Origin of the sequence: Marinimicrobium sp. UBA4509, assembly GCF_002388575.1 — a bacterium.
GTDB classification, from domain to species: domain Bacteria; phylum Pseudomonadota; class Gammaproteobacteria; order Pseudomonadales; family Cellvibrionaceae; genus Marinimicrobium; species Marinimicrobium koreense.
Map to the genome: position 1 here is coordinate 53,775 of NZ_DGMV01000078.1, position 18,233 is coordinate 72,007.

Genomic DNA, 18,233 nt, shown 5'->3' on the forward strand with positions numbered 1-18,233 from the left:
CGCCTGTCGCTGTTCGCCGACCGGAAGATTCTGGAAGTCCGCCTGCCCACCGGCAAACCCGGCGACAAGGGAGGCAAAGTGCTGCAGGAGTACGCCAAGGCGCCGTCGGAAGACAATCTCCTGCTGGTGGTCACCGGCAAACTGGATCGCAACGCGCTGAAAGCCAAGTGGCTCAAGGCCCTGGAGGACAGCGGCAGCCACGTGCAGGTCTGGCCGGTCACCCCCGCCCAACTGCCCCGCTGGATCGCCCAGCGGATGAAAGCTGCAGGCCTCACCGCCGACTCGGCAGCCATCGACCTGTTGGCCTCCCGCGTCGAAGGGAACCTGCTGGCGGCCGCCCAGGAGGTCGAAAAACTCAAACTCCTGACCGACAGTCCGGAAATCAGTACCGAACTCATGGCCTCGGTGGTCGCCGACAGCGCCCGCTATGACGTCTTCGGTTTGGTGGACAAGGCCCTGCACGGCGACGCCCGCGGGGCCGTAAAATCGCTCCAGGGGCTGAAAGTGGAAGGTACTGAGCCCATTGCCCTACTCTGGGCTCTGGCCCGGGACCTACGCGCGCTGGTCCAGATTTCCCAGGCCGCCTCGCAAGGCATTCCGTTCGAGCGGGCCGCCCAGGCCGCCGGCATCTGGAATAAACGCCAACCCCTCGTACAATCCGCCCTGCGTCGGCTCTCTCCGGGTCAACTGCAACAACTCCTGCGCAAAGCCAACGGCATCGACCGGGCCATCAAGGGGATGCGTCAGGCCGACCCCTGGGCCGAGCTGCTGGACCTGACGCTTAACCTCGCCGGAGTGCAGAGCCTGCAGCCGGCCAACGAGCGACTGTCGCTCAAGTTATAACCTTCCAGCCCCTGTCCGCCGGGGCCTCCCCGCCTTTTTTCACATCTCTTATGGCGTTGTCAGCGGTTTTGGCATAACAATATCGTCATTATGACCATAAAATTTTACGCGACTTATGGTCAGTTAGAACATTTGTGTGCTATGTTATCGCTCATGCAGTCTCTCCGAGGGCTTTTGGCCCCAACATACCCCGCCGGGCCCCGGGGGAAGACCGCAAGAAAGATGGCGGCAAGCCAGCCGAGTTCGGTCAACTTACGCTAAAGACTAGAATAATAGAGGGTTTAGATATGTTACAAAAACTGCTCATCGCGCTCTGCACAATTTTTGTGCTCTCCGCCTGTGGCGGGGACCTTGATCTGGGGCCGGACACTCTGCCTAACCAGAACCCCGACAATCCCGAAGAACCGGAAGAGCCAGAAGAACCCGAGGAGCCTGCTGAACCTCGGATCCTGACATTTGTTCCGTTTAACGAAGCTGCACAGGCCGAAGGCTGGGCCAGCCGTTGCGTTGAAACCTGCAACGCCACTGCCGAGCTGAGCTGGAATGAGTCCGAGGAAGTCCTCGCCATTGAGCCCGCTTGGGCCAGCGATGAAGACCAGTTGGAAGTTTTCAGCCCCATTGATGAAGTCAATGACCTGGAAGGCTCACACATCAGCGCCTGGGTCTTTGTCACCGACGCCTATGTCAGCGATGGCAACCTGGCGGCGCACCTGGTTCTGGGCAACGCCGCTGGCGGCACCGCCTACAGCCGTGCCTTCGAGGTCGAGGCTGGCTGGAACCGCATCGAAATGTGGGAAATGATGGCCGGAACCGGCGAGACCGTTACCGACGATGAAGGCAACGAGTCGGTAGACTATGGCACCTTCCTCACCCACTCCGACGGCTTTGAGCTGCGCAACGTCAACGAATTCGGTGTCGCCTTTGCCGCCAATGGCAAACCCACCGATGTCGTCGGCCAGCTCTGGTTGGACAACGTGACCGTCACTCCGGCTTCCGGAACCGGCCCGCTGATCGTTGAGGCGGATGACGAAGCATGGACCGTGATGGACGCGCCCGGCGAAGTGACCGTTCAGCGTGACGGCGAAGGCGGCGTTTACTACGAGCCGACCGCAGCCGATCAGAAGCTGGTTTATCTGCTGGAAGGTCCGGTGGACCTCGTCGGTCGCAGCTTCGACATGACCTTTACCGTCGACCAGGCGTTCAAAGACTCTGGTGCCGATGTCCAGCCCATCATTCAGCAGAATTTCGGCAGCTATACCGGCGAATTCGGCTGCTACGTGGGCAACGGCTCACTGACCGCAGGCGAACCCTATGAAGTGACCTGTGCTACCGAAAACGAAGCGTTTGTCGCTGAAGAAGGCCAGAACATCCGTGTCGGCCTGCAGGTGAAAAACGAAGTCGCTGGTCGCGTCACCATCAACAGCATGCAGATCAACATTGTTTCCAGCAGCGGCGACTCGGGTCCGTTTACCATCACACCGACTCAGGAAGCCATTGATGCCGGAACTTGGGATGTCGACAACTGGCAAGGCCTCGCCGGCGCAGCTGAGCTTTCCTTCGATGCAGGTCAGGGCGCACTGAGTATCGCCCCCAACTGGCAAGTGACCGATCCAGACGAGCAGTACAGCGAAGGCGAGCGCACCGTCATGTACGTCGCGGGCGAAGGGGAGCTGCCAGATCTTGAAGGCGCGACCGTGGGTGTAGAACTCTACCTCGGCGACTACTACACCACCGAGAACCCGGGCCTGGCACTGCAGATTTTCATCCAGCAGAACAGCGGCAGCTACACCGGCAACTATGGCAGCAACATCGCCGTCGCCGCGGCCGAAGATCTGGGTGATGGCTGGTACCGGTTCGAGCGGGTCATGACCGGAGTGCCCACTGAGCCTACCGCGCAACGCGTGGGACTGAAGCTGCAGGGCGCCGGACTTGAAACCCGGGAAGCGGAAGCAGAACCGATTCTGCTGCGTGCCATTACGGTCGAATAAAAGACCGGCAACACCTGAAGTAAATAAAAAACCCGGCTCTGGCTCAGAGTCGGGTTTTTTTGTTTTTGAGTACTCCCGCCCGCAATACCGACCTTCCCGTATAAAGCGAATTTAGCCTTATAAAAAGTGGCGTCTAAATAGCAAAAAATTATTGAGACGACTTATAGTCTTTTAGAACATTTGTGTGCTATGTTTAGTGAACCAGCCTGGGAGTGGCCAGCGTTTTCAGCGCCGGGTCACGTCGCTATCTGGCTCTGTGAGTGGCCCCTGGCCCCGACAGTCATCAAGCCTCTCACCATTTACAATAACGATAGAGGAACAACACGATGTTACAGAAATTCATGATTGCACTGTGTGCAGTGTTTGCACTTTCCGCTTGCGGCGGCGACGATCAAGACGATCAGAGCCGTATCGTTCTCAACCCACCGGAAGACCTTAATGCTGGCGAAGATGAAGAGTCAGAAGAGGAAGAGGAGCCGGAAGAAGAGCCTCCGGTAGAACCCTGGGTGAGCGTGACCTTCGATGCTGAAACCGACATCGACTCCTGGGAGGCCGTGTGTGTTAGCGCCGAATGCAACGCCACGACCACTCTCGCCTATAACGCTGACGCTCAGGCCATGGACGTAACGCCCGACTGGCTTACGGCGGGCGACGAGATCGAAGTGTCCACGCCGATTGATCCGGAAATCGCTGACCTGAGTGGCGGATTTGCCCACCTGAACCTCTTTGTGCCCGTGAGTCATTCCGGCATGATCGCCCAGGTATTCTTCCAGGATGCGTCCGACCGTAAAGGTTACATCGGGTACACAACGACGACCGCCGGCTGGAACACTTTCTATCTTGAGAGCATCGCCCTTGACGACTTTGGCTTTGCCAACGAGGGCTTTGACCTGACCGCAATCAACCGGATGGGCGTTCAGATCCAGAGCGCCGAGGGTTTTCTTGAGCTGAATGACACCCTGCATATCGATGATGCCATCATTTCCTCCGAGGCGATTACCGTCGAGGAAAAACCGGTCATGCCCGTGACACTTGAGCCTCTGGCCACCGGTGATGAAAGCTTTACCTTTGACAGCGATGTACAGGGCTGGACCAACGACGGCAGCGCCGGTTCAGCGGTCAGCCACGACGCGGATGCCGGAGCGCTGGTGATCACCCCTGATTGGGACAACGCCGATGAGGGCGGTAACCGTCCGAAAGCCATGGGCATAACCACCAACGTAATCAGCAACGCCACTGTGCGCATGATAGTTACCCTGACCGAAGCTCAGGTCGAAGGTGGTATTGGTGTACAGCCTTATATCCAGCAGAACGCTGATCCCTTTAATCAGGTATTTGGCAGCATTACAACCACTGGCCTGGTCGCCGGCGACAACCTGATCACCTACGAAGCCGGAGAGCTAGAAAATGCCATGCGCATCGGCGTACAGCTGGTCGGTCCCATCACTGGTGGTGAAGCCGATGTCGCGCTCATCAAACAAGTAGAGATCGACCTTCCGGAAGGTAATGGTGAAGAAACCAACTCCGGAATCACTGTAGACATGACTAGCGGTTGGCGTGCAAGCGGTGACTTAACGGTCAGCTATAGCGAAGCTGGCGTCAGCTATCAACCAGAAGCGGCAAGCGATCAGATGGTATTCGACCCTGCAGGCCCTGCAGACTATGCTGGCGCGGACATCGTGTTTACCTATGAAGTTGATCAGGCGTTTATCGACAGCGGCGCCAACTTGCAGCCTTTCTTTCAGTTGAAAGATTATGCAAGCTGGGACTACCACTTCTGCTGGATTGGCAACGGCGATTTGGCGTTGGGAGAGCAGACGTTTACTTGCACCATTCCTGCAACACTGGAAAATGACAATGCGCCAACCATTCCGGATGGCCAAACCGCGCAAGTCGGCGTTCAAACCAACGGCGGCGGCGCGGGCACGGTAACGATCAGCAGCGTGACCATTAACCTCGCGGAGTAAAACCTCCCAGAAAAAACCCGGCTCAGGCCGGGTTTTTTTGTTACTGATATTACTCCCCTTCCTTTCCAAACGGCTTGGTCATCAAGATCAACTTGGGCAGCAGCGTCAGAGACCCCAGTATGGCCGCAAACATCGCCAGCGCTGTGAGCAACCCGAAATAGATGGACGGGATAAACTCCGACAGCGCCAGTATCGAAAACCCGACGATGATGATCACCGCCGTGTAGTACATGGCGCGGCCGATGGATCCGTGGGAAGCGTGCATGGAGTCCACGTAATTCTTCCGCTGCGAAAACTCATTGCGGAAGCGGTACAGGTAATGAATGGCATGGTCGACACCGACGCCCACCGTAATGGCAGCGATGGTGATGGTCATCATGTCCAGCGGTATACCCGCCAGCCCCATGCCGCCAAGCACCACCCCCGCCGCCAACATATTGGGCAGGATGGCGATGATGGCAATGGTCAGCGAGTGGAACAGCACCAGGAACATCACCATGATGCCTATGAAGACCGCCCCCAGGGTCACAATCTGGGAGCTGAACAGGCTCTGCAACATGTTGTTATACAACACCAGCATGCCGGTAAAGCGGATATTGTCTTCCTCAAAGCCCAGCTCCTGCACCGCATGCGTGCGAATTTTCTCCACCAGTTCGGTGCGTTTGAGTTCCGGGCTGGTTTCCTGGACCCGCAGAGAAATACGGGCCTCGTTGTGCTCATCCGACAGGTAAGGCTCAATCAGCACCTGTTTGATGTTGTCCGGCAGGGCATTGCGCATCACCCCCAACTCAAAATTATTGAGCCGCCCGCCGTTGATATCGGAAGCCACTTCATAGGCGATGGCCAGGGAATTCACCTTGCCGATTTCCGGGAGCGATTCCAGGTACTGGTGCAGCGACTGAACCTGCTCCAGTCCGGCGCGGGTAAACCAGACGCTGTCGTTGCTGGCCTCTCCCTGATCGCCTTCAGTGGCAAACGGGTCGTCGCTCTGCGGCGTCGCAAAAGGGTCGGCCTCCTGCTCCGGTTCGGCGAACGGATCGTCCTCTCCAGCGGCTTCTTCCTCCGGACTCTTGGTAAGAATAATGTCCAGATTGATGGTACCGCCCAGCTGCTTGTCGATAACCGACATGCCCTGGTAGATCTCGGTATCTTCATGGAAGTAATCGATAAACCGGTTTTCCACCTCCAGGCGTGTGCTGCCATAGGCGCTGACCAGTGCGGCGGTCAGGGCAATAAAAATCACCAGCGCCCCGTGGCGCTCGGCAAACCGGGAGAAGATCAGAGTGAAGGCCCCGGACTGATCGCCCTTGTCTTTGGGCTCCCCTTTACGCCATAGCATCAGTCCGGCCGGAATCACCACGAACGCCAGCACGAATGCCACACTCAGACCGATGGTCATCATCCAGCCGAAATCGATCACCGGCCGAATATCGCTGACCACCAGAGAGACGAAGGCCACAATGGTGGTCAGGGCCGTATACAGACAGGGCCGTGCCATAAAGCGCACGGTGGTGAGCACCAGCTCGTCCTTGGGCGCCTCGGGCGACTGTCGGTGTAGCTCTCGAAAACGCACGATCAGATGAATGGTCAGTGCCAGGGTCATGATCAGCAGCAGGGCGACAAAGTTGGAAGAGATGACCGTCATGCGCCAGTCGATCCAACTGAGCCAGCCCAACATCAAGACCACAGAGAGCACACAGGTCGACAAGGGTAGAATCACAAAGCGCCACTGCCGGAAGATGATGGCCAGCATGGCAATGATGAACACCAAAATAGCGCTGCCAAACACCACCAGATCGCTCTTGATAAAGGCGATCATGTCCGCTGTGATCATGCTCACGCCACCCAGAAACAACTCGGCCCGGTCTTCGTAGCGACTGAGAATATCCCGAACCTCTTCCACCCGGGCGTGATCCCGCTCGGTCAGCTCGGTGCGATAGGCCCGAAACTCCTCGCTCACCGCCTCGAGCTCTTGGGCTTCCCCTTCGTCGAGTTCACCCTGAGAAGCCTTCGCCCGCAGGGCATCGCGCTTTCGAGCCAGGTTGAGGTAGCGATTGTTTACCTCGAGGTTCAACTGGATAGCCGTGGTTTCCAGATCGTCACTGAGCAGCGTGTCGCGGTAGATGGGGCTGGTCAGAAACTCTTCTTTGGCCGCTTCCCGGTCTACGCCATCGGTCAACAGCGTCCGTGTCGACTCCTGCTGCTCGGACAGCGGGCGCATCGGGCTGTAGAGCAGGGGCACATCCAGAATCGAGTTGATACTGGCCACGCCGTCCACCTCGGCCAGGTCATCCCGAAGGGCCTTGAGCGTGTCGATAGACTCATCGGAAAACATCTCGGCTTCGGGGCTGTAGGTCACCACCAGGAAATCGCCACTCTGGTAGCGCTGGTTGATCTCCCGAAAATAATCGATCGACCGATCATTTTCGAGGGTCAGCGAATCCGCCGACGCATCCAGCTTAAGGTTGGGCAAGCCCGCCGCCGCCACAGCGGCCAGCAGGACCACAGTCGCCAGGGCAATGCCGGGGTGGCGCAGAACCGTCGTCCGGTACAGGACATCAAGCATTTTCAGCATAGGTGAACCTTAAAATCCATTGAGGGCCAGGGGGTGACAGTGTACCCGAAACCACCGGGGCAAGCGGTGCACAGGACAACATTCCTTTACGTTCTCGGGCCGGATTTGCCAACCGGGTTATGGTAAAGTCAGGAAAACACCCGATATAATCGGGCATTGACCGCATTCGCTCGAGATGGAAGAGGTTATGCTCAAGCTCCAGTTCAAGGATCAGCGACAACCCGCCTTCTGGGTGGCGGAAAAACTGTACAGTATTGGAAGCGACAGCAATAACCACCTGATTCTGCCGGATGATGGCATTGCTCCACTCCAGGCCCGGCTCATTGCCACCGCCGACAAAATCTTCCTCAAGGACAACAACAGCCCCAGCGGCTGCTTCGTCAATGGCCAGCGCATTACCCAGAAAGAGATTCTGCCCGGCGACGAGATCCGCCTGGGCCCGGTCGCCTTCGACGTTCTGCCCCCCACCGACGCGCCTGACCCCGGAACCAACCCCGCCGACCCCTGGCGTCTGGTCGCCAGCGGCAGCTGGCTGGCCGGACAGAGTTATGAAATCCCCAGTGAGGGCACGGTGGTGCTCGGACGCTCCAATCAGTGCGATGTCGTCATCCCAGGCACCCACTTGTCCCGCCGCCACGTCGAACTGAGGGTTCAGGGCGGCAGCCTGCGCATCAAGGACCTGGGATCGGTGAACGGCACCTACCTCAATGACCGGCCCGTCACCGACGCGCTGGCCCACGGCGGCGATCAGTTGCGCCTCGATGTCTACACATTCAAGGTGGTCAGCCCGTCCGGGGACCGGGAGCGCACCCGCCTGCGGGCCACAAGCACGGTCAATCGCCCCCCGGAGCCACGCCCGAAGAAGCCCCTGGACGACAAGCCCCGCCGTTGGAAAACCCGCCCCACCTCACCGGGGAACCGGCAGGAACCCACCTATCAGGAGCGCCGTCAGGAGCTGTGGCTCTGGCTGGTGGTTCTGGCGGCGGCCATGCTCCTGATTGGCGGTTTCTACTGGGTGTGAGTGGGTCCTTCGGGGAACTGTGGTAAAATCCCGCCGCTTTTTCATTCATTGAACCAGTAGGATCATCAACCCATGAGCTTTGACAAGGTAGCTTCCGGCAAAAACCTGCCCGACGACATCAACGTCATCATCGAAATTCCGATGAACGGCGAGCCCATCAAGTACGAAGTGGATAAGGACAGCGGCGCGATTTTCGTGGACCGCCTGCTGGGCACCTCCATGCACTACCCCTGTAACTACGGCTACGTGCCCCACACCCTGTGCGGCGATGGCGATCCGGTGGATGTGCTGGTGGTATTCCCCCACGCCCTGCCCGCCGGCTCGGTCATTCGCTGCCGCCCGATTGGCGTGCTCAAAATGACCGACGAATCCGGGGAAGACGCGAAGGTCCTGGCCGTGCCGATCGACAAGGTCACGCCGATCTACAGCCAGGTGAAAGAAGCTCAAGATCTGCCCGAGCTGACCCTGAATCAGATCAGCCACTTCTTTGAGCACTACAAGGATCTGGAAAAAGGCAAGTGGGTCAAGATTGATGGCTGGGCCAACGCCGAAGCGGCTCGTCAGGAAATTCTGGACTCTGTGGAACTGTACAAGAAGGAGGGCTAACCCTCTCCTTCCAGTCGCAGACCACTGAGATCGGGCGCCACAGGCGCCCGATCTCGTTTCAGCTCTCCCATATCGGAACCCACCGGCGCCACCTCAAAGTCGGGCGCCGCCACTGGTGGCGGCTCCGGCGCCCGCTCGTCAGCCTGCAGCAGTTCGGCACCGACGTCTGCCAGGCCCCAATCATCCGGCTCCACCGCCATCAGCGGCAGATCGGCCCGTTCATGCTCCGGAAGCAAATCCTCTCCGGGCTCGGCCAGTTCAAACGTCGGTATCGGTACCTCCTTCACCTCGGCCGAGGCTCTCTCGCTGGCATCCAACAGTAGTCCCTGTGCCGGGCGGAGGCTGAGCCCACTGATATCCACCGACACCGGCGTCAAACGTGGTCGCTCGGAGGGCTTCAGAAGAGGCCCCACCGGGGCAAGGCTGAGGCCTGATGACGCCGGACGCTGGGGGCGGCTAGACGGTCTGCCAGCCTCCGCCTCGTTCCGGGCTGGCATGAGCTCAACCAGGGCTCCGGCTTTTTGCAGGACCTGCTGGTACTTCTGCGCCGTGGCCCGGTCCAGTCGGCGCTTGACCGCTACCGGTCGGCCGGTGAACAGCCGCTCAATGGTCGCCGCGTCGGCTTTGAACAACTGCTGCAGACGCTCCTTGACCGTTGCCAGCGGCTGCCCGAGGACAATGTCCCCCCTAAAGATCAGATCGAACCGCTCATCCGCCATGCCAGGCTCCATAAGGTGAAAACTACGATGATACAGGGATTGTCATACCCCGATCTTAATCAGCCCTATGCTCACCCGCAATATAAACCCCCTTCTTTAGTGACAAAACAGTCTCTGATAATGCTGGCGGCTGATCAATATTCGGCCAATACTGAAGGTCCGGATTTTGATTCGGACAACCTTGGAGGGTAGCTTATGAACGCCTATTCACGTCCGCAACTGGTGTCTCACGGCCAGTTGAAACAGGCGAACGAGGTTCGGCGCAAGGTGGAGCAGGACATTGCTTTCCTCAGCGACCGCATTGCCGCCCTGGAGGCTCAATCGCGCCCCAACCGGCCGGTGATTGAAACCTATCGGACGATGCTGGAAAGCCGCCAATCCGTTCTCAAATGGTTGCAGGATGGGGAGCTCCGGCACCAGGCACCGCGTGCCCGTGCTCTATAGTCAGTCCGAACCCGCCCCGTTCAGTTCCTGATCCATATCCCTGGCAGGCACGTCCCCTTTAGGATGTCCCACCACCCGTGCCGGTACACCCGCAACGGTGGTGTGGGGCGGCACCGGATGCAGTACCACGCTGCCGGCGCCGATTTTTGCACATTCGCCGATGTCGATATTTCCGAGAATTTTGGCCCCGGTACTGATGAGCACACCCCGCCCCACTTTGGGATGCCGATCGCCACTGAGCCGACCGGCACCGCCCAAGGTGACCGAGTGCAACATGGAGACATCATTGCCAATGACGGCCGTTTCTCCAATGACTACCCCAGTGGCGTGATCAATCATAATGCCGCTGCCGATGCGGGCACCCGGATGGATATCCACGCCAAACGCCTCAGAGATCTGATTCTGTAGATACAGCGCCAAGCCCCGTCGCCCCTTCAGCCAGAGGTGGTGAGCGAATCGATAGGACTGAAGTGCATGAAACCCCTTGAAAAACAGAAAGGGCGTGGAGTATTTCTCGCAAGCCGGGTCTCGCTCACAGTGCGCATAAATATCGGCGCGCATGGCCGCTTCGATCTCAGGCGATTCGGCCATCGCTGCCTCAAACACTTCCCGGATCATCATCGCCGGGACCGCCTGACTGTCAAGTTTATTGGCCAGGTGGAAGCTCATGGCACTGGCAAAACTGTCGTGATTGAGCAGGGTGGCGTGATAAAAACTCGCCAGCGCCGGCTCTTCCTCGGAAGCCGCCTGGGCTTCTCGCCGAATGGAGTGCCAGAGTTCATCGGTGAGCTGGGTCAAAGGCAAAGTGTATTCTCCTGAGTTCGCCGTATCCGGTCTGTTGTCACGACATCCTATTGTCGCACAGGCACAAAGCGCGCGCGAAACCGCATCAGGAATTCAGGCTGCTTCATAAACACCCCAATACACAGCAGGAAATGCAGCCCCGCCACGGTGAGAAACAGCTCGGGGATGGAAAGCCCCAGGCCGCCCAGAGCGCCGAGTCCCACCAGCGCTGCCGCCACCATGAACAGGGCGTTGATCACATTACCGGCCGCAATCACCTGCGCCCGGTGCGTCGGACGGCTGCGCTCCTGGATCAAAGCAGTCAGCGGCACCACGTAAAGACCGCCGGCCACCCCCAGCATCAACACATCGGCGGCCACACGCCAGGCGCGGGGCCACTCGGCCATGGATGCCAAGGGGTGCAAGGCCCCCTCGACCGCCGGATGTGCCGCCGCGAACGACTGCCCGGCCAGGGCCAGATCCACCCCGAACACCAACACCAGAAGCGCCCCCAAGGGCACCAGTGCCGGTTCGATGTGCCCGCGGCTCAAGCGGGCACACAGCAGGGCCCCAATACAGATACCCACCAGAAACAGCACCAACAGCAGGCTGACCACCAGCGAGGCGCCAGAGAGCACACTGCGGGTAAAGTTGGGCAGTTGGGTCAGATACACCGAGCCCAGAAACCAGTACCAGGAATTGCCAATGATGCACCAGAACACCATCGGGTTCTCCCGCGCACAGGCCAGCGTTCGCAGCGTCTGCTTGTAAGGGTTGGCCTCCAGGCGTAACTCCGGGTCCGCCGAGGGCGCCGGCGGAATCCGCAGACTGGCACGCCAGCCCAACCAGGCAACCAACAGTGCGCCCGCCGCCACCCACCAGTAGCCCCCGGCCACACTCAGGGCCAGGGTGCCAGCAATCATGCCCAGAAAAATCGCGAGGGACGTGCCGGTATGCATCAGGCCGTTACCTCCGGTCAGCGCCTCCGCCGACAGGTGCTGAGGCAGGATCGCGTATTTGAGCGGGCTGAAGCAAGCCGATTGGGTCCCGGTCAGAAAGAGGACCAGCAATAACAGCGCGGCACTGTTCAGCCAGAGCGCGACCGCCCCCAGCGACATAATCGCGATTTCGGCGACTTTGATTCCGCGAATAAAACGGGACTTTTCGAATTTGTCGGCGTACTGGCCGGCAATGGGGGCGAACAAAAGGAAAGGTATGATCAGGGTCGCCGCCACCAGATTATTGATGACGTCGATACTCAGCCCCCAGCGCTCAATGCCGCCGTAAGTAAACAGCATCAGCAGCGCGCTTTTGTAAAAGTTATCGTTGAAGGCTCCGCCAAGCTGGGTCAGAAACAGCGGCAGGAAACGCCGTTGCGAGAGCAACGAAAACTGGGGGGACGCTTCAGGCGAGCTCACAGGGAGGGCTCCGGCCCCGGGGGCACGGTCACGTAACGCTGGAACAGTTCGGGCAGGTGCGCCATCACGGTCTCCTTTAACGCAAACGATTCGGTCTGCAAGTAATTCGCCAACACCTCGGGCGTCATCGCCCTGGCGTAACGGTTCGCCAAGGGCGCATAACTCAGGTGCCAGGGCTCCGGCGACACGCCACCGCGGTCCCGATCGTAGGGCCGGTAAAAACCGGGGTTATCCGGGCCCGTCAGGTACCCATCCAGCCAGTCGTGAAAGGCCTCGAATGGCCCTCCGGGTTCGCTTTCCCGACGGGTCAGTTGCACGGTTTCACCCTCCGCCAGGCCACCGGCATCATACACATCAATATCGGTTCCCCAGTGATGGCGCGAACTCCCCGGCAAGGCCGACCAGCGCAATATCGCATGGACCAGTGCCAACTCATCCAGCGCAGCGGTGTCGAGCGGCGCTCCCTGCTCATCCAGCACCGGTCGTGCGCCCCCGGCCTTGGCATTCCAGATGGCACACTGGCGATCAAAGCCACGATAGCCGCTGGCCAACTTCAGCGTGAACCCGGCTCCCTCGGCCGCCTCGGCCAACCTCATGAGAGGGTGGTAGAGGTCCCGATGAATCAAACCGCTTCCCCAAGGGCAGCTTACCAGCGCTGATTCATCGCGCCCACAGAGCTGCTCTGGCGTCAGAGTTTCCAAGGCAGGCGAGTCGTCTGCCGGGCGTTTTCCGGGGATATTATCCGCCGATTGTGTCAATGTTTGGCCCCCACGACTGTAAAATGCGCCAATGCGCGGAAATGTTTTGCGCTCGCGGTTTAAACCGGTACTATTGGACTCATGCAGTGGCTTTTGTGTACCGGATGGCACGCACTGCATTGGGACAATATCACAACCATAATCATAATGAAGAATGGAGCGTAACCCGTATGACCGCCAGTCATAGTGAATTACTCCAGCTCAAAAACCTGGGGATGGCGACGGTAAACATTCTGCACGCCATTGGCATCAACAGCTATGCCGAGCTACGCGAAATCGGCGCCGTTGAAGCCTATCGTCGTATCAAAGCCCGCGACATCAATGTTTCCAAAGTGATGCTCTATGCGCTTCAGGGTGCACTGATGGATGTTCACTGGAACGACCTGTCGCCGGACCTGAAACAACAGTTGGTGATCGAGGCCGAACAGGATACGCTAAGCGAAGCCTGAGTTCCGGCATTGCCGGCGAGGCGCGCAGTCAATTCTGGAGGTTCTATGTATTTGCCCCATAAGCAGTCGGATACCATCACTGACTGCGCCGCCCAGCTCGATGAAGCCGGCGCGGAACTGATGGCCTCGCTGAGCCCGTGCGGTGCTCCGGTCAACCACAACACCAACCATGACCTGTTGGCCGAGAGCGACAATCAGACCGTGTGGCTGATCACTGACGGCGAGGCCTATTACCGGGTTGGTGGCAAACAGGTAGTGCGCTTGAGCGCCGGTGATCTCATCGGTCTGCCGACGCTGGATTGCGAACAGGGCGTCTACGGGACCACGGGCCCCCTGACCATGGAGCCCTACCGCCTCGTGGATATCACTGGACGCCACCCCACCCGCTTTATCCGCTACCTGATCTGTGCCAACGCCTTTCACCGGGCAGCCCTGGCCCAGGAAATCCGGGCGGAATTCCAGCCCTCGGCCGGCTTTATGCACTTCCAGGCCGGAGAGACCATCATTCAGCAGGGCGCGGAGGCCGACCGGGTCTATACCCTGCTCGAAGGGGAAGCCCACGCGTTGCGCGATGGCGTGAAGGTCGGAGAGATTCAGGCGGACGAGATTTTCGGTGCGCTGGCGGTGTTCACCCGTCAGAAGCGCATGGCGTCTGTGGTGGCCGTGAGTGACTGCACGGTACTGGCCGTGCGCAAGGAGGAGTTCGCCGACCTGGTTGAGCTGCAACCCCAGATCTGCCTGGGCCTGGTGGAAGAGCTGGCGGCCAAGATCAATCAGCTCAACGGTCAACTGCTGGCCTCGCAAGCGAAAGGCTGATCGGGCAACCATCATAAAGCCGAGACAACGCTTGACAACGATAATGGTAATAATTATCATTTGAATTGTTGAGTGATTGCATCTCCCCACTCAACGAGGTGAAGGCGGTACGAGACGCTGCCCAGCGTAGCCTCTGTCGCGCACGCCGGATCTTCTCCTTTGAGGTCAGGCAAGTCCCTCTCCGGGCTTGAAGACCTTTGGCTAATCACGGTTGCTTGGGCCACCCTCTGGGTGGCCATTTTCTTCCGCCCTACCCGTTTTCTCACACATCGCATCTTTACACATCCGCGATATTGAATTTCTTGCGCCGGCACCTATATAACCGGGAGAATAGCGGAGCACTGCCGGACGGGCCGGCAGCGCTCCGCACTGTGTGCGACCGACTGTAGGAGATCACCGCTTTGATGCGCATTGGCTTGTTTTTATTAACCAACCTGGCCGTTCTGATGGTGGCCAGCGTCACCCTGTCTCTTTTGGGCGTGGACCACTACCTGCAACAAAACGGCAACCTCGATCTGCAGAGCCTGTTGATTTTTTGCGCGATTTTCGGCTTTGCCGGCTCGTTCATTTCCCTGTTTCTGTCCAAGTTTATTGCCAAGAAAACCACCGGCACCCAGATCATTGAAACGCCGCGCACGGCCGATGAACAGTGGCTGGTCAGTACCGTGCAACAACTGGCGCGGGAAGCGGGCATCAAGACGCCGGAAATCGGTATTTTCCCCGCGCCCCAGGCCAATGCGTTCGCCACCGGCTGGAATCGCAACGCGTCGCTGGTCGCCGTCAGTCAGGGCCTGATGCAGCGCTTTGATCGCGACGAGGTGCGCGCCGTGCTGGCCCACGAAATCGGTCACGTCGCCAACGGCGACATGATCACTTTGGCCCTGATTCAGGGCGTGGTGAACACCTTTGTGATGTTCTTCGCCCGGATTATTGGCCACACTGTCGACCGGGTGATTTTCAAGAACGAGCGCGGCCACGGCATCGGCTTCTATGTGGTGACCTTCATTACCGAAATTATTCTCGCCGTGCTCGCCTCGATGATCGTGATGGCCTTCTCCCGCTACCGGGAGTACCGGGCGGATGCCGCCGGCGCCAAGCTGGCCGGCCGCGGCGCCATGATCCGGGCGCTCCAGCGGCTGCAGGCCGAAGTGCAGGCCGGTGTGGAGAACCCCATGCCCGACAGTATGAAAGCCTTTGGCATCAGCGGTGGCTTCAAACAGAATCTGGGTAAACTGTTCGCCAGCCACCCGCCACTGGAAGAACGCATTGCGGCGCTGCAGAACGCCCGCTAATTAGAGAAAGGAGTTTCACCATGGGAACTCGGACCCTGCTCGTCGTCGCCCTGTTGTTGCTGCCCTGGAACCCACTGCAGGCCCAGGAGTTCGCTACCGACGACGAGCGCAACACAATCGAAGTGTTCGAGTACGCCAGCCCCAGTGTCGTTTATGTGACCAACCAGCAGGTCGTGCGGGACCCGCGCTCCTTCGACCTGCTGACCGTACCCCGTGGCGCCGGCACCGGCTTTGTCTGGGATGAACGCGGCTATATCGTGACCAACTTCCACGTCATCGAGAACGCCCGCAAAGTTGTCATTACCCTGCAGGACCAGAGCATCTGGCCCGCCGAGGTCGTGGGCCTGGCACCCGAAAAAGACCTCGCCGTCCTGAAAATCAACGCCCCGGACAAAAAGCTCCAGCCCCTGCGTCGGGGCGACTCCAGCGAGCTCATGGTGGGGCGCAAGGTGCTCGCCATCGGCAACCCTTTTGGCCTGGACGCCACACTGACCACCGGCGTGGTCAGCGCTCTGGGGCGGGAAATCGAAGCCCCCAACCAGCGCAAAATCCGCAACGTGATCCAGACCGATGCCGCCATCAACCCCGGCAACTCCGGCGGCCCGCTGCTGAACTCTCAGGCCGAACTGATCGGCGTCAACACCATGATTTACAGCCCGAGCGGCGCCAGCGCCGGCATCGGGTTCGCCATCCCGGTGAACACCCTGAAAGACATAGTGCCGCAACTGATTGAACACGGGCGGATTGTGCGACCGGTGATTGGCATCGATATCGCGCCCGACCAGTGGGCTCGGCAATCCGGCGTCAAAGGGGTGGCGGTGCTGCGGGTCGCACCGGGCTCTCCGGCCGACCGGGCGGGCTTGCGCGGAGCACAGCGCAGCCGCTGGGGCACCATTATCCTGGGCGACATAATCACCGCCATTGACCAACACCCCACCCGCAACTACGACGAGCTGATGACCGCACTGGAAAAATACGCGCCTGGCGACCGGGTGGAGTTGGTGTTTGCGCGCGACGGGAAAACCGAACGGCGCTCACTGACCCTCGCCGCTCCGGACGGGCTCTAATGTATTCCCACCACTAATAGCGAACCGGCACCGGGTGGACCAGCTCAATGTGGGCGTCATCCGGTCGGATGTCCGCCCGGTAGGCCAGCATCTCGACCCCAGCGGCGGCCGCCTCCCGCAGCGCCTTACCGTACGCCGGATCGATGGCATCCGCCGGCTCCACCCACTCCACGCCCGTGTGCTGGACGCAGAACAGCAGCACCGCCCGGTCGCCCTGCTGGGCAATGCTTGCCAGCTCCCGCAGGTGCTTGCGCCCGCGCTCGCTGACCGCGTCGGGAAACAGCCCCTGCCCCGGCTGCTCCATCAGCGTCACACTTTTGACCTCCACATAGCACGGAGCCCTGCCATCCTCCGTGAGCAGAAAGTCGATGCGCGAGCGCTCCTGTCCGTAGGGCACCTCGCGGCGGACCGTCGAGTAGCCGGCAAGCGCCTTAATCCGACCCGCCGTCAGCGCGGCCTCCACCAGGTGATTGGCCCGACCGGTATTGACCCCGGCCAGGTGCCCACCAGGCACCGTGGCCACTTCCCAGGTATGGCGATATTTGCGCTTGGGGTTGCCGGAATCCGAAAACCAGCAGGGTGAGTCCGGCACCACACAGTGGCGCATGGAACCGGTATTGGGGCAATGAATGGTCATTTCCGTGCCATCGGCGAGACGAACATCAGCCATAAAGCGCTTGTAGCGCCGCAACAGCGTCCCGGATTGCCAAAGCTGACTCAATTTCACCTCCTGATAGCACGCATTCATCGAAAAGTCCGCTATTGTTACAGTTAGGGTCCACGGGCTCAAACCAGGCTGTCATTAAGCGCCGAAACAGGCAAAAAAATACTGGCGGAGCCCCGGGATATCTGGTAGCTTGCCAACCCTTCAAATTTCACGGCCCTAAAGCCGGTGAACAGGAGCAGAATGACGGTCAGGGCCAAGGCGCCCAAAGGGTGAAACCCCGGCCAGTCATGACTGTCGGCCAGTTAAATGGGAAGTCATACGAGGCGCGCAACCATGCCGAAAAGTTCATCTACCGCGGAAAACTATTCAATGAGTAACTTCACCCCTTACAAGGAGAAGAAGGGCGAGGAGTACATGAACGAAAATCAGCAAGAACATTTTCGTCAGTTGCTGCTGGCCTGGCGGCGCGAGTTGATGGAAGAAGTCGACCGCACCATGAGCCACCTGAAAGACGAAGCGGCCAACTTCCCGGACCCGGCCGATCGCGCCAGCCAAGAAGAAGAGTTCAGCCTGGAGCTGCGCACCCGGGACCGCGAGCGCAAGCTGATCAAAAAGATCGACAGCACCCTTGAGCTGATCGAGAACGACGATTACGGTTTCTGCCACGCCTGTGGTGTGGAAATCGGTATCCGTCGCTTGGAAGCCCGTCCGACCGCCACCCTGTGTGTCGACTGCAAAACCCTTGATGAAATCAAGGAAAAGCAAGTCGGAGGTTAATCGCCGGTCGGGGCTCGCGCCCGCGTGAGCCCGGCGGCAAACC

General features: G+C 59.5%; 17 protein-coding genes. 11 read left to right on the forward strand and 6 right to left on the reverse strand.

The window, feature by feature from the left end; all coding sequences use genetic code 11:
• From holA to B3520_RS14640, 3 genes are all read left to right on the forward strand, one after another.
• The coding region (gene holA, locus B3520_RS14630) for a DNA polymerase III subunit delta (RefSeq protein WP_286876361.1) at positions 1 to 843 on the forward strand (843 nt) is incomplete at its 5' end.
• A gap of 287 nt (positions 844 to 1,130) precedes the next feature.
• Positions 1,131 to 2,831 (forward strand): family 15 carbohydrate-binding domain-containing protein, encoded by a 1,701-nt coding sequence (locus B3520_RS14635; RefSeq protein ID WP_286805494.1) that lies wholly within the window; start codon positions 1,131 to 1,133, stop codon positions 2,829 to 2,831.
• A gap of 326 nt (positions 2,832 to 3,157) precedes the next feature.
• The gene (locus tag B3520_RS14640) at positions 3,158 to 4,798 is read left to right on the forward strand and encodes a family 15 carbohydrate-binding domain-containing protein (protein ID WP_286805492.1); all 1,641 of its coding nucleotides are present in this window, start codon (positions 3,158 to 3,160) and stop codon (positions 4,796 to 4,798) included.
• A 49-nt stretch (positions 4,799 to 4,847) separates the two neighbouring features.
• On the opposite strand, the gene B3520_RS14645 is transcribed toward B3520_RS14640, so the two are convergent.
• Entirely contained in the window at positions 4,848 to 7,373 is a 2,526-nt protein-coding gene (locus B3520_RS14645) for an efflux RND transporter permease subunit (RefSeq protein ID WP_339619582.1), read from the reverse strand.
• Positions 7,374 to 7,560: 187 nt separating this feature from the next.
• Here B3520_RS14645 and B3520_RS14650 point away from each other — a divergent pair, with 187 nt between their 5' ends.
• Positions 7,561 to 8,394 carry an FHA domain-containing protein gene (locus tag B3520_RS14650; RefSeq protein WP_286805490.1) on the forward strand — a complete coding sequence of 278 codons (834 nt, stop codon included), beginning with the start codon at positions 7,561 to 7,563 and terminating at the stop codon, positions 8,392 to 8,394.
• Between the two features lie 72 nt (positions 8,395 to 8,466).
• The gene (gene ppa / locus B3520_RS14655; RefSeq protein ID WP_024460900.1) at positions 8,467 to 9,000 is read left to right on the forward strand and encodes an inorganic diphosphatase; all 534 of its coding nucleotides are present in this window, start codon (positions 8,467 to 8,469) and stop codon (positions 8,998 to 9,000) included.
• Here the strand turns inward: ppa and B3520_RS14660 are convergent.
• Positions 8,997 to 9,719 (reverse strand): hypothetical protein, encoded by a 723-nt coding sequence (locus tag B3520_RS14660; protein WP_286805489.1) that lies wholly within the window; start codon positions 9,717 to 9,719, stop codon positions 8,997 to 8,999. The two genes, ppa and B3520_RS14660, sit on opposite strands and share 4 nt — an antisense overlap.
• 195 nt (positions 9,720 to 9,914) lie before the next feature.
• On the opposite strand from B3520_RS14660, the gene B3520_RS14665 reads away from it, so the two are divergent.
• Positions 9,915 to 10,163 (forward strand): hypothetical protein, encoded by a 249-nt coding sequence (locus tag B3520_RS14665; RefSeq protein ID WP_286805487.1) that lies wholly within the window; start codon positions 9,915 to 9,917, stop codon positions 10,161 to 10,163.
• Here B3520_RS14665 and cysE read toward each other — a convergent pair whose 3' ends face one another.
• Genes cysE through B3520_RS14680 form a run of 3 tightly spaced genes read right to left on the reverse strand, consistent with a single transcriptional unit; the run spans position 10,164 to position 12,990 of the window.
• On the reverse strand, positions 10,164 to 10,961 hold the full coding sequence (gene cysE, locus B3520_RS14670; RefSeq protein WP_286805505.1) for a serine O-acetyltransferase: 798 nt from the start codon (positions 10,959 to 10,961) through the stop codon (positions 10,164 to 10,166).
• 53 nt (positions 10,962 to 11,014) lie between these two features.
• Complete coding sequence (locus B3520_RS14675; protein WP_286876362.1) at positions 11,015 to 12,364, reverse strand: MFS transporter; 1,350 nt, start codon at positions 12,362 to 12,364, stop codon at positions 11,015 to 11,017.
• Positions 12,361 to 12,990 carry a M15 family metallopeptidase gene (locus B3520_RS14680; protein ID WP_170162873.1) on the reverse strand — a complete coding sequence of 210 codons (630 nt, stop codon included), beginning with the start codon at positions 12,988 to 12,990 and terminating at the stop codon, positions 12,361 to 12,363. The genes B3520_RS14675 and B3520_RS14680 overlap by 4 nt, the downstream gene beginning before the upstream one ends.
• A 302-nt stretch (positions 12,991 to 13,292) precedes the next feature.
• Here B3520_RS14680 and B3520_RS14685 point away from each other — a divergent pair, with 302 nt between their 5' ends.
• The 4 genes from B3520_RS14685 (at position 13,293) to B3520_RS14700 (ending at position 16,746) form a co-directional block, all read left to right on the forward strand.
• The gene (locus tag B3520_RS14685) at positions 13,293 to 13,571 is read left to right on the forward strand and encodes a TfoX/Sxy family protein (protein WP_024460906.1); all 279 of its coding nucleotides are present in this window, start codon (positions 13,293 to 13,295) and stop codon (positions 13,569 to 13,571) included.
• A 45-nt stretch (positions 13,572 to 13,616) separates the two neighbouring features.
• A complete protein-coding gene (locus B3520_RS14690; protein WP_024460907.1) occupies positions 13,617 to 14,387 on the forward strand; it encodes a cyclic nucleotide-binding domain-containing protein in 771 nt (256 codons plus the stop codon).
• Between the two features lie 401 nt (positions 14,388 to 14,788).
• Positions 14,789 to 15,679, forward strand: a complete 891-nt coding sequence (gene htpX, locus B3520_RS14695) for a protease HtpX (protein WP_211331051.1) — start codon at positions 14,789 to 14,791, stop codon at positions 15,677 to 15,679.
• A gap of 20 nt (positions 15,680 to 15,699) precedes the next feature.
• Positions 15,700 to 16,746, forward strand: a complete 1,047-nt coding sequence (locus B3520_RS14700; RefSeq protein ID WP_123637990.1) for a S1C family serine protease — start codon at positions 15,700 to 15,702, stop codon at positions 16,744 to 16,746.
• A gap of 13 nt (positions 16,747 to 16,759) precedes the next feature.
• Here the strand turns inward: B3520_RS14700 and sfsA are convergent, their stop codons facing one another.
• On the reverse strand, positions 16,760 to 17,494 hold the full coding sequence (gene sfsA, locus B3520_RS14705) for a DNA/RNA nuclease SfsA (protein WP_051174352.1): 735 nt from the start codon (positions 17,492 to 17,494) through the stop codon (positions 16,760 to 16,762).
• A gap of 252 nt (positions 17,495 to 17,746) precedes the next feature.
• Between sfsA and dksA the strand changes: the two genes are divergently transcribed.
• The gene (gene dksA / locus B3520_RS14710; RefSeq protein WP_024460912.1) at positions 17,747 to 18,190 is read left to right on the forward strand and encodes an RNA polymerase-binding protein DksA; all 444 of its coding nucleotides are present in this window, start codon (positions 17,747 to 17,749) and stop codon (positions 18,188 to 18,190) included.
• Positions 18,191 to 18,233 lie beyond the last annotated feature (43 nt).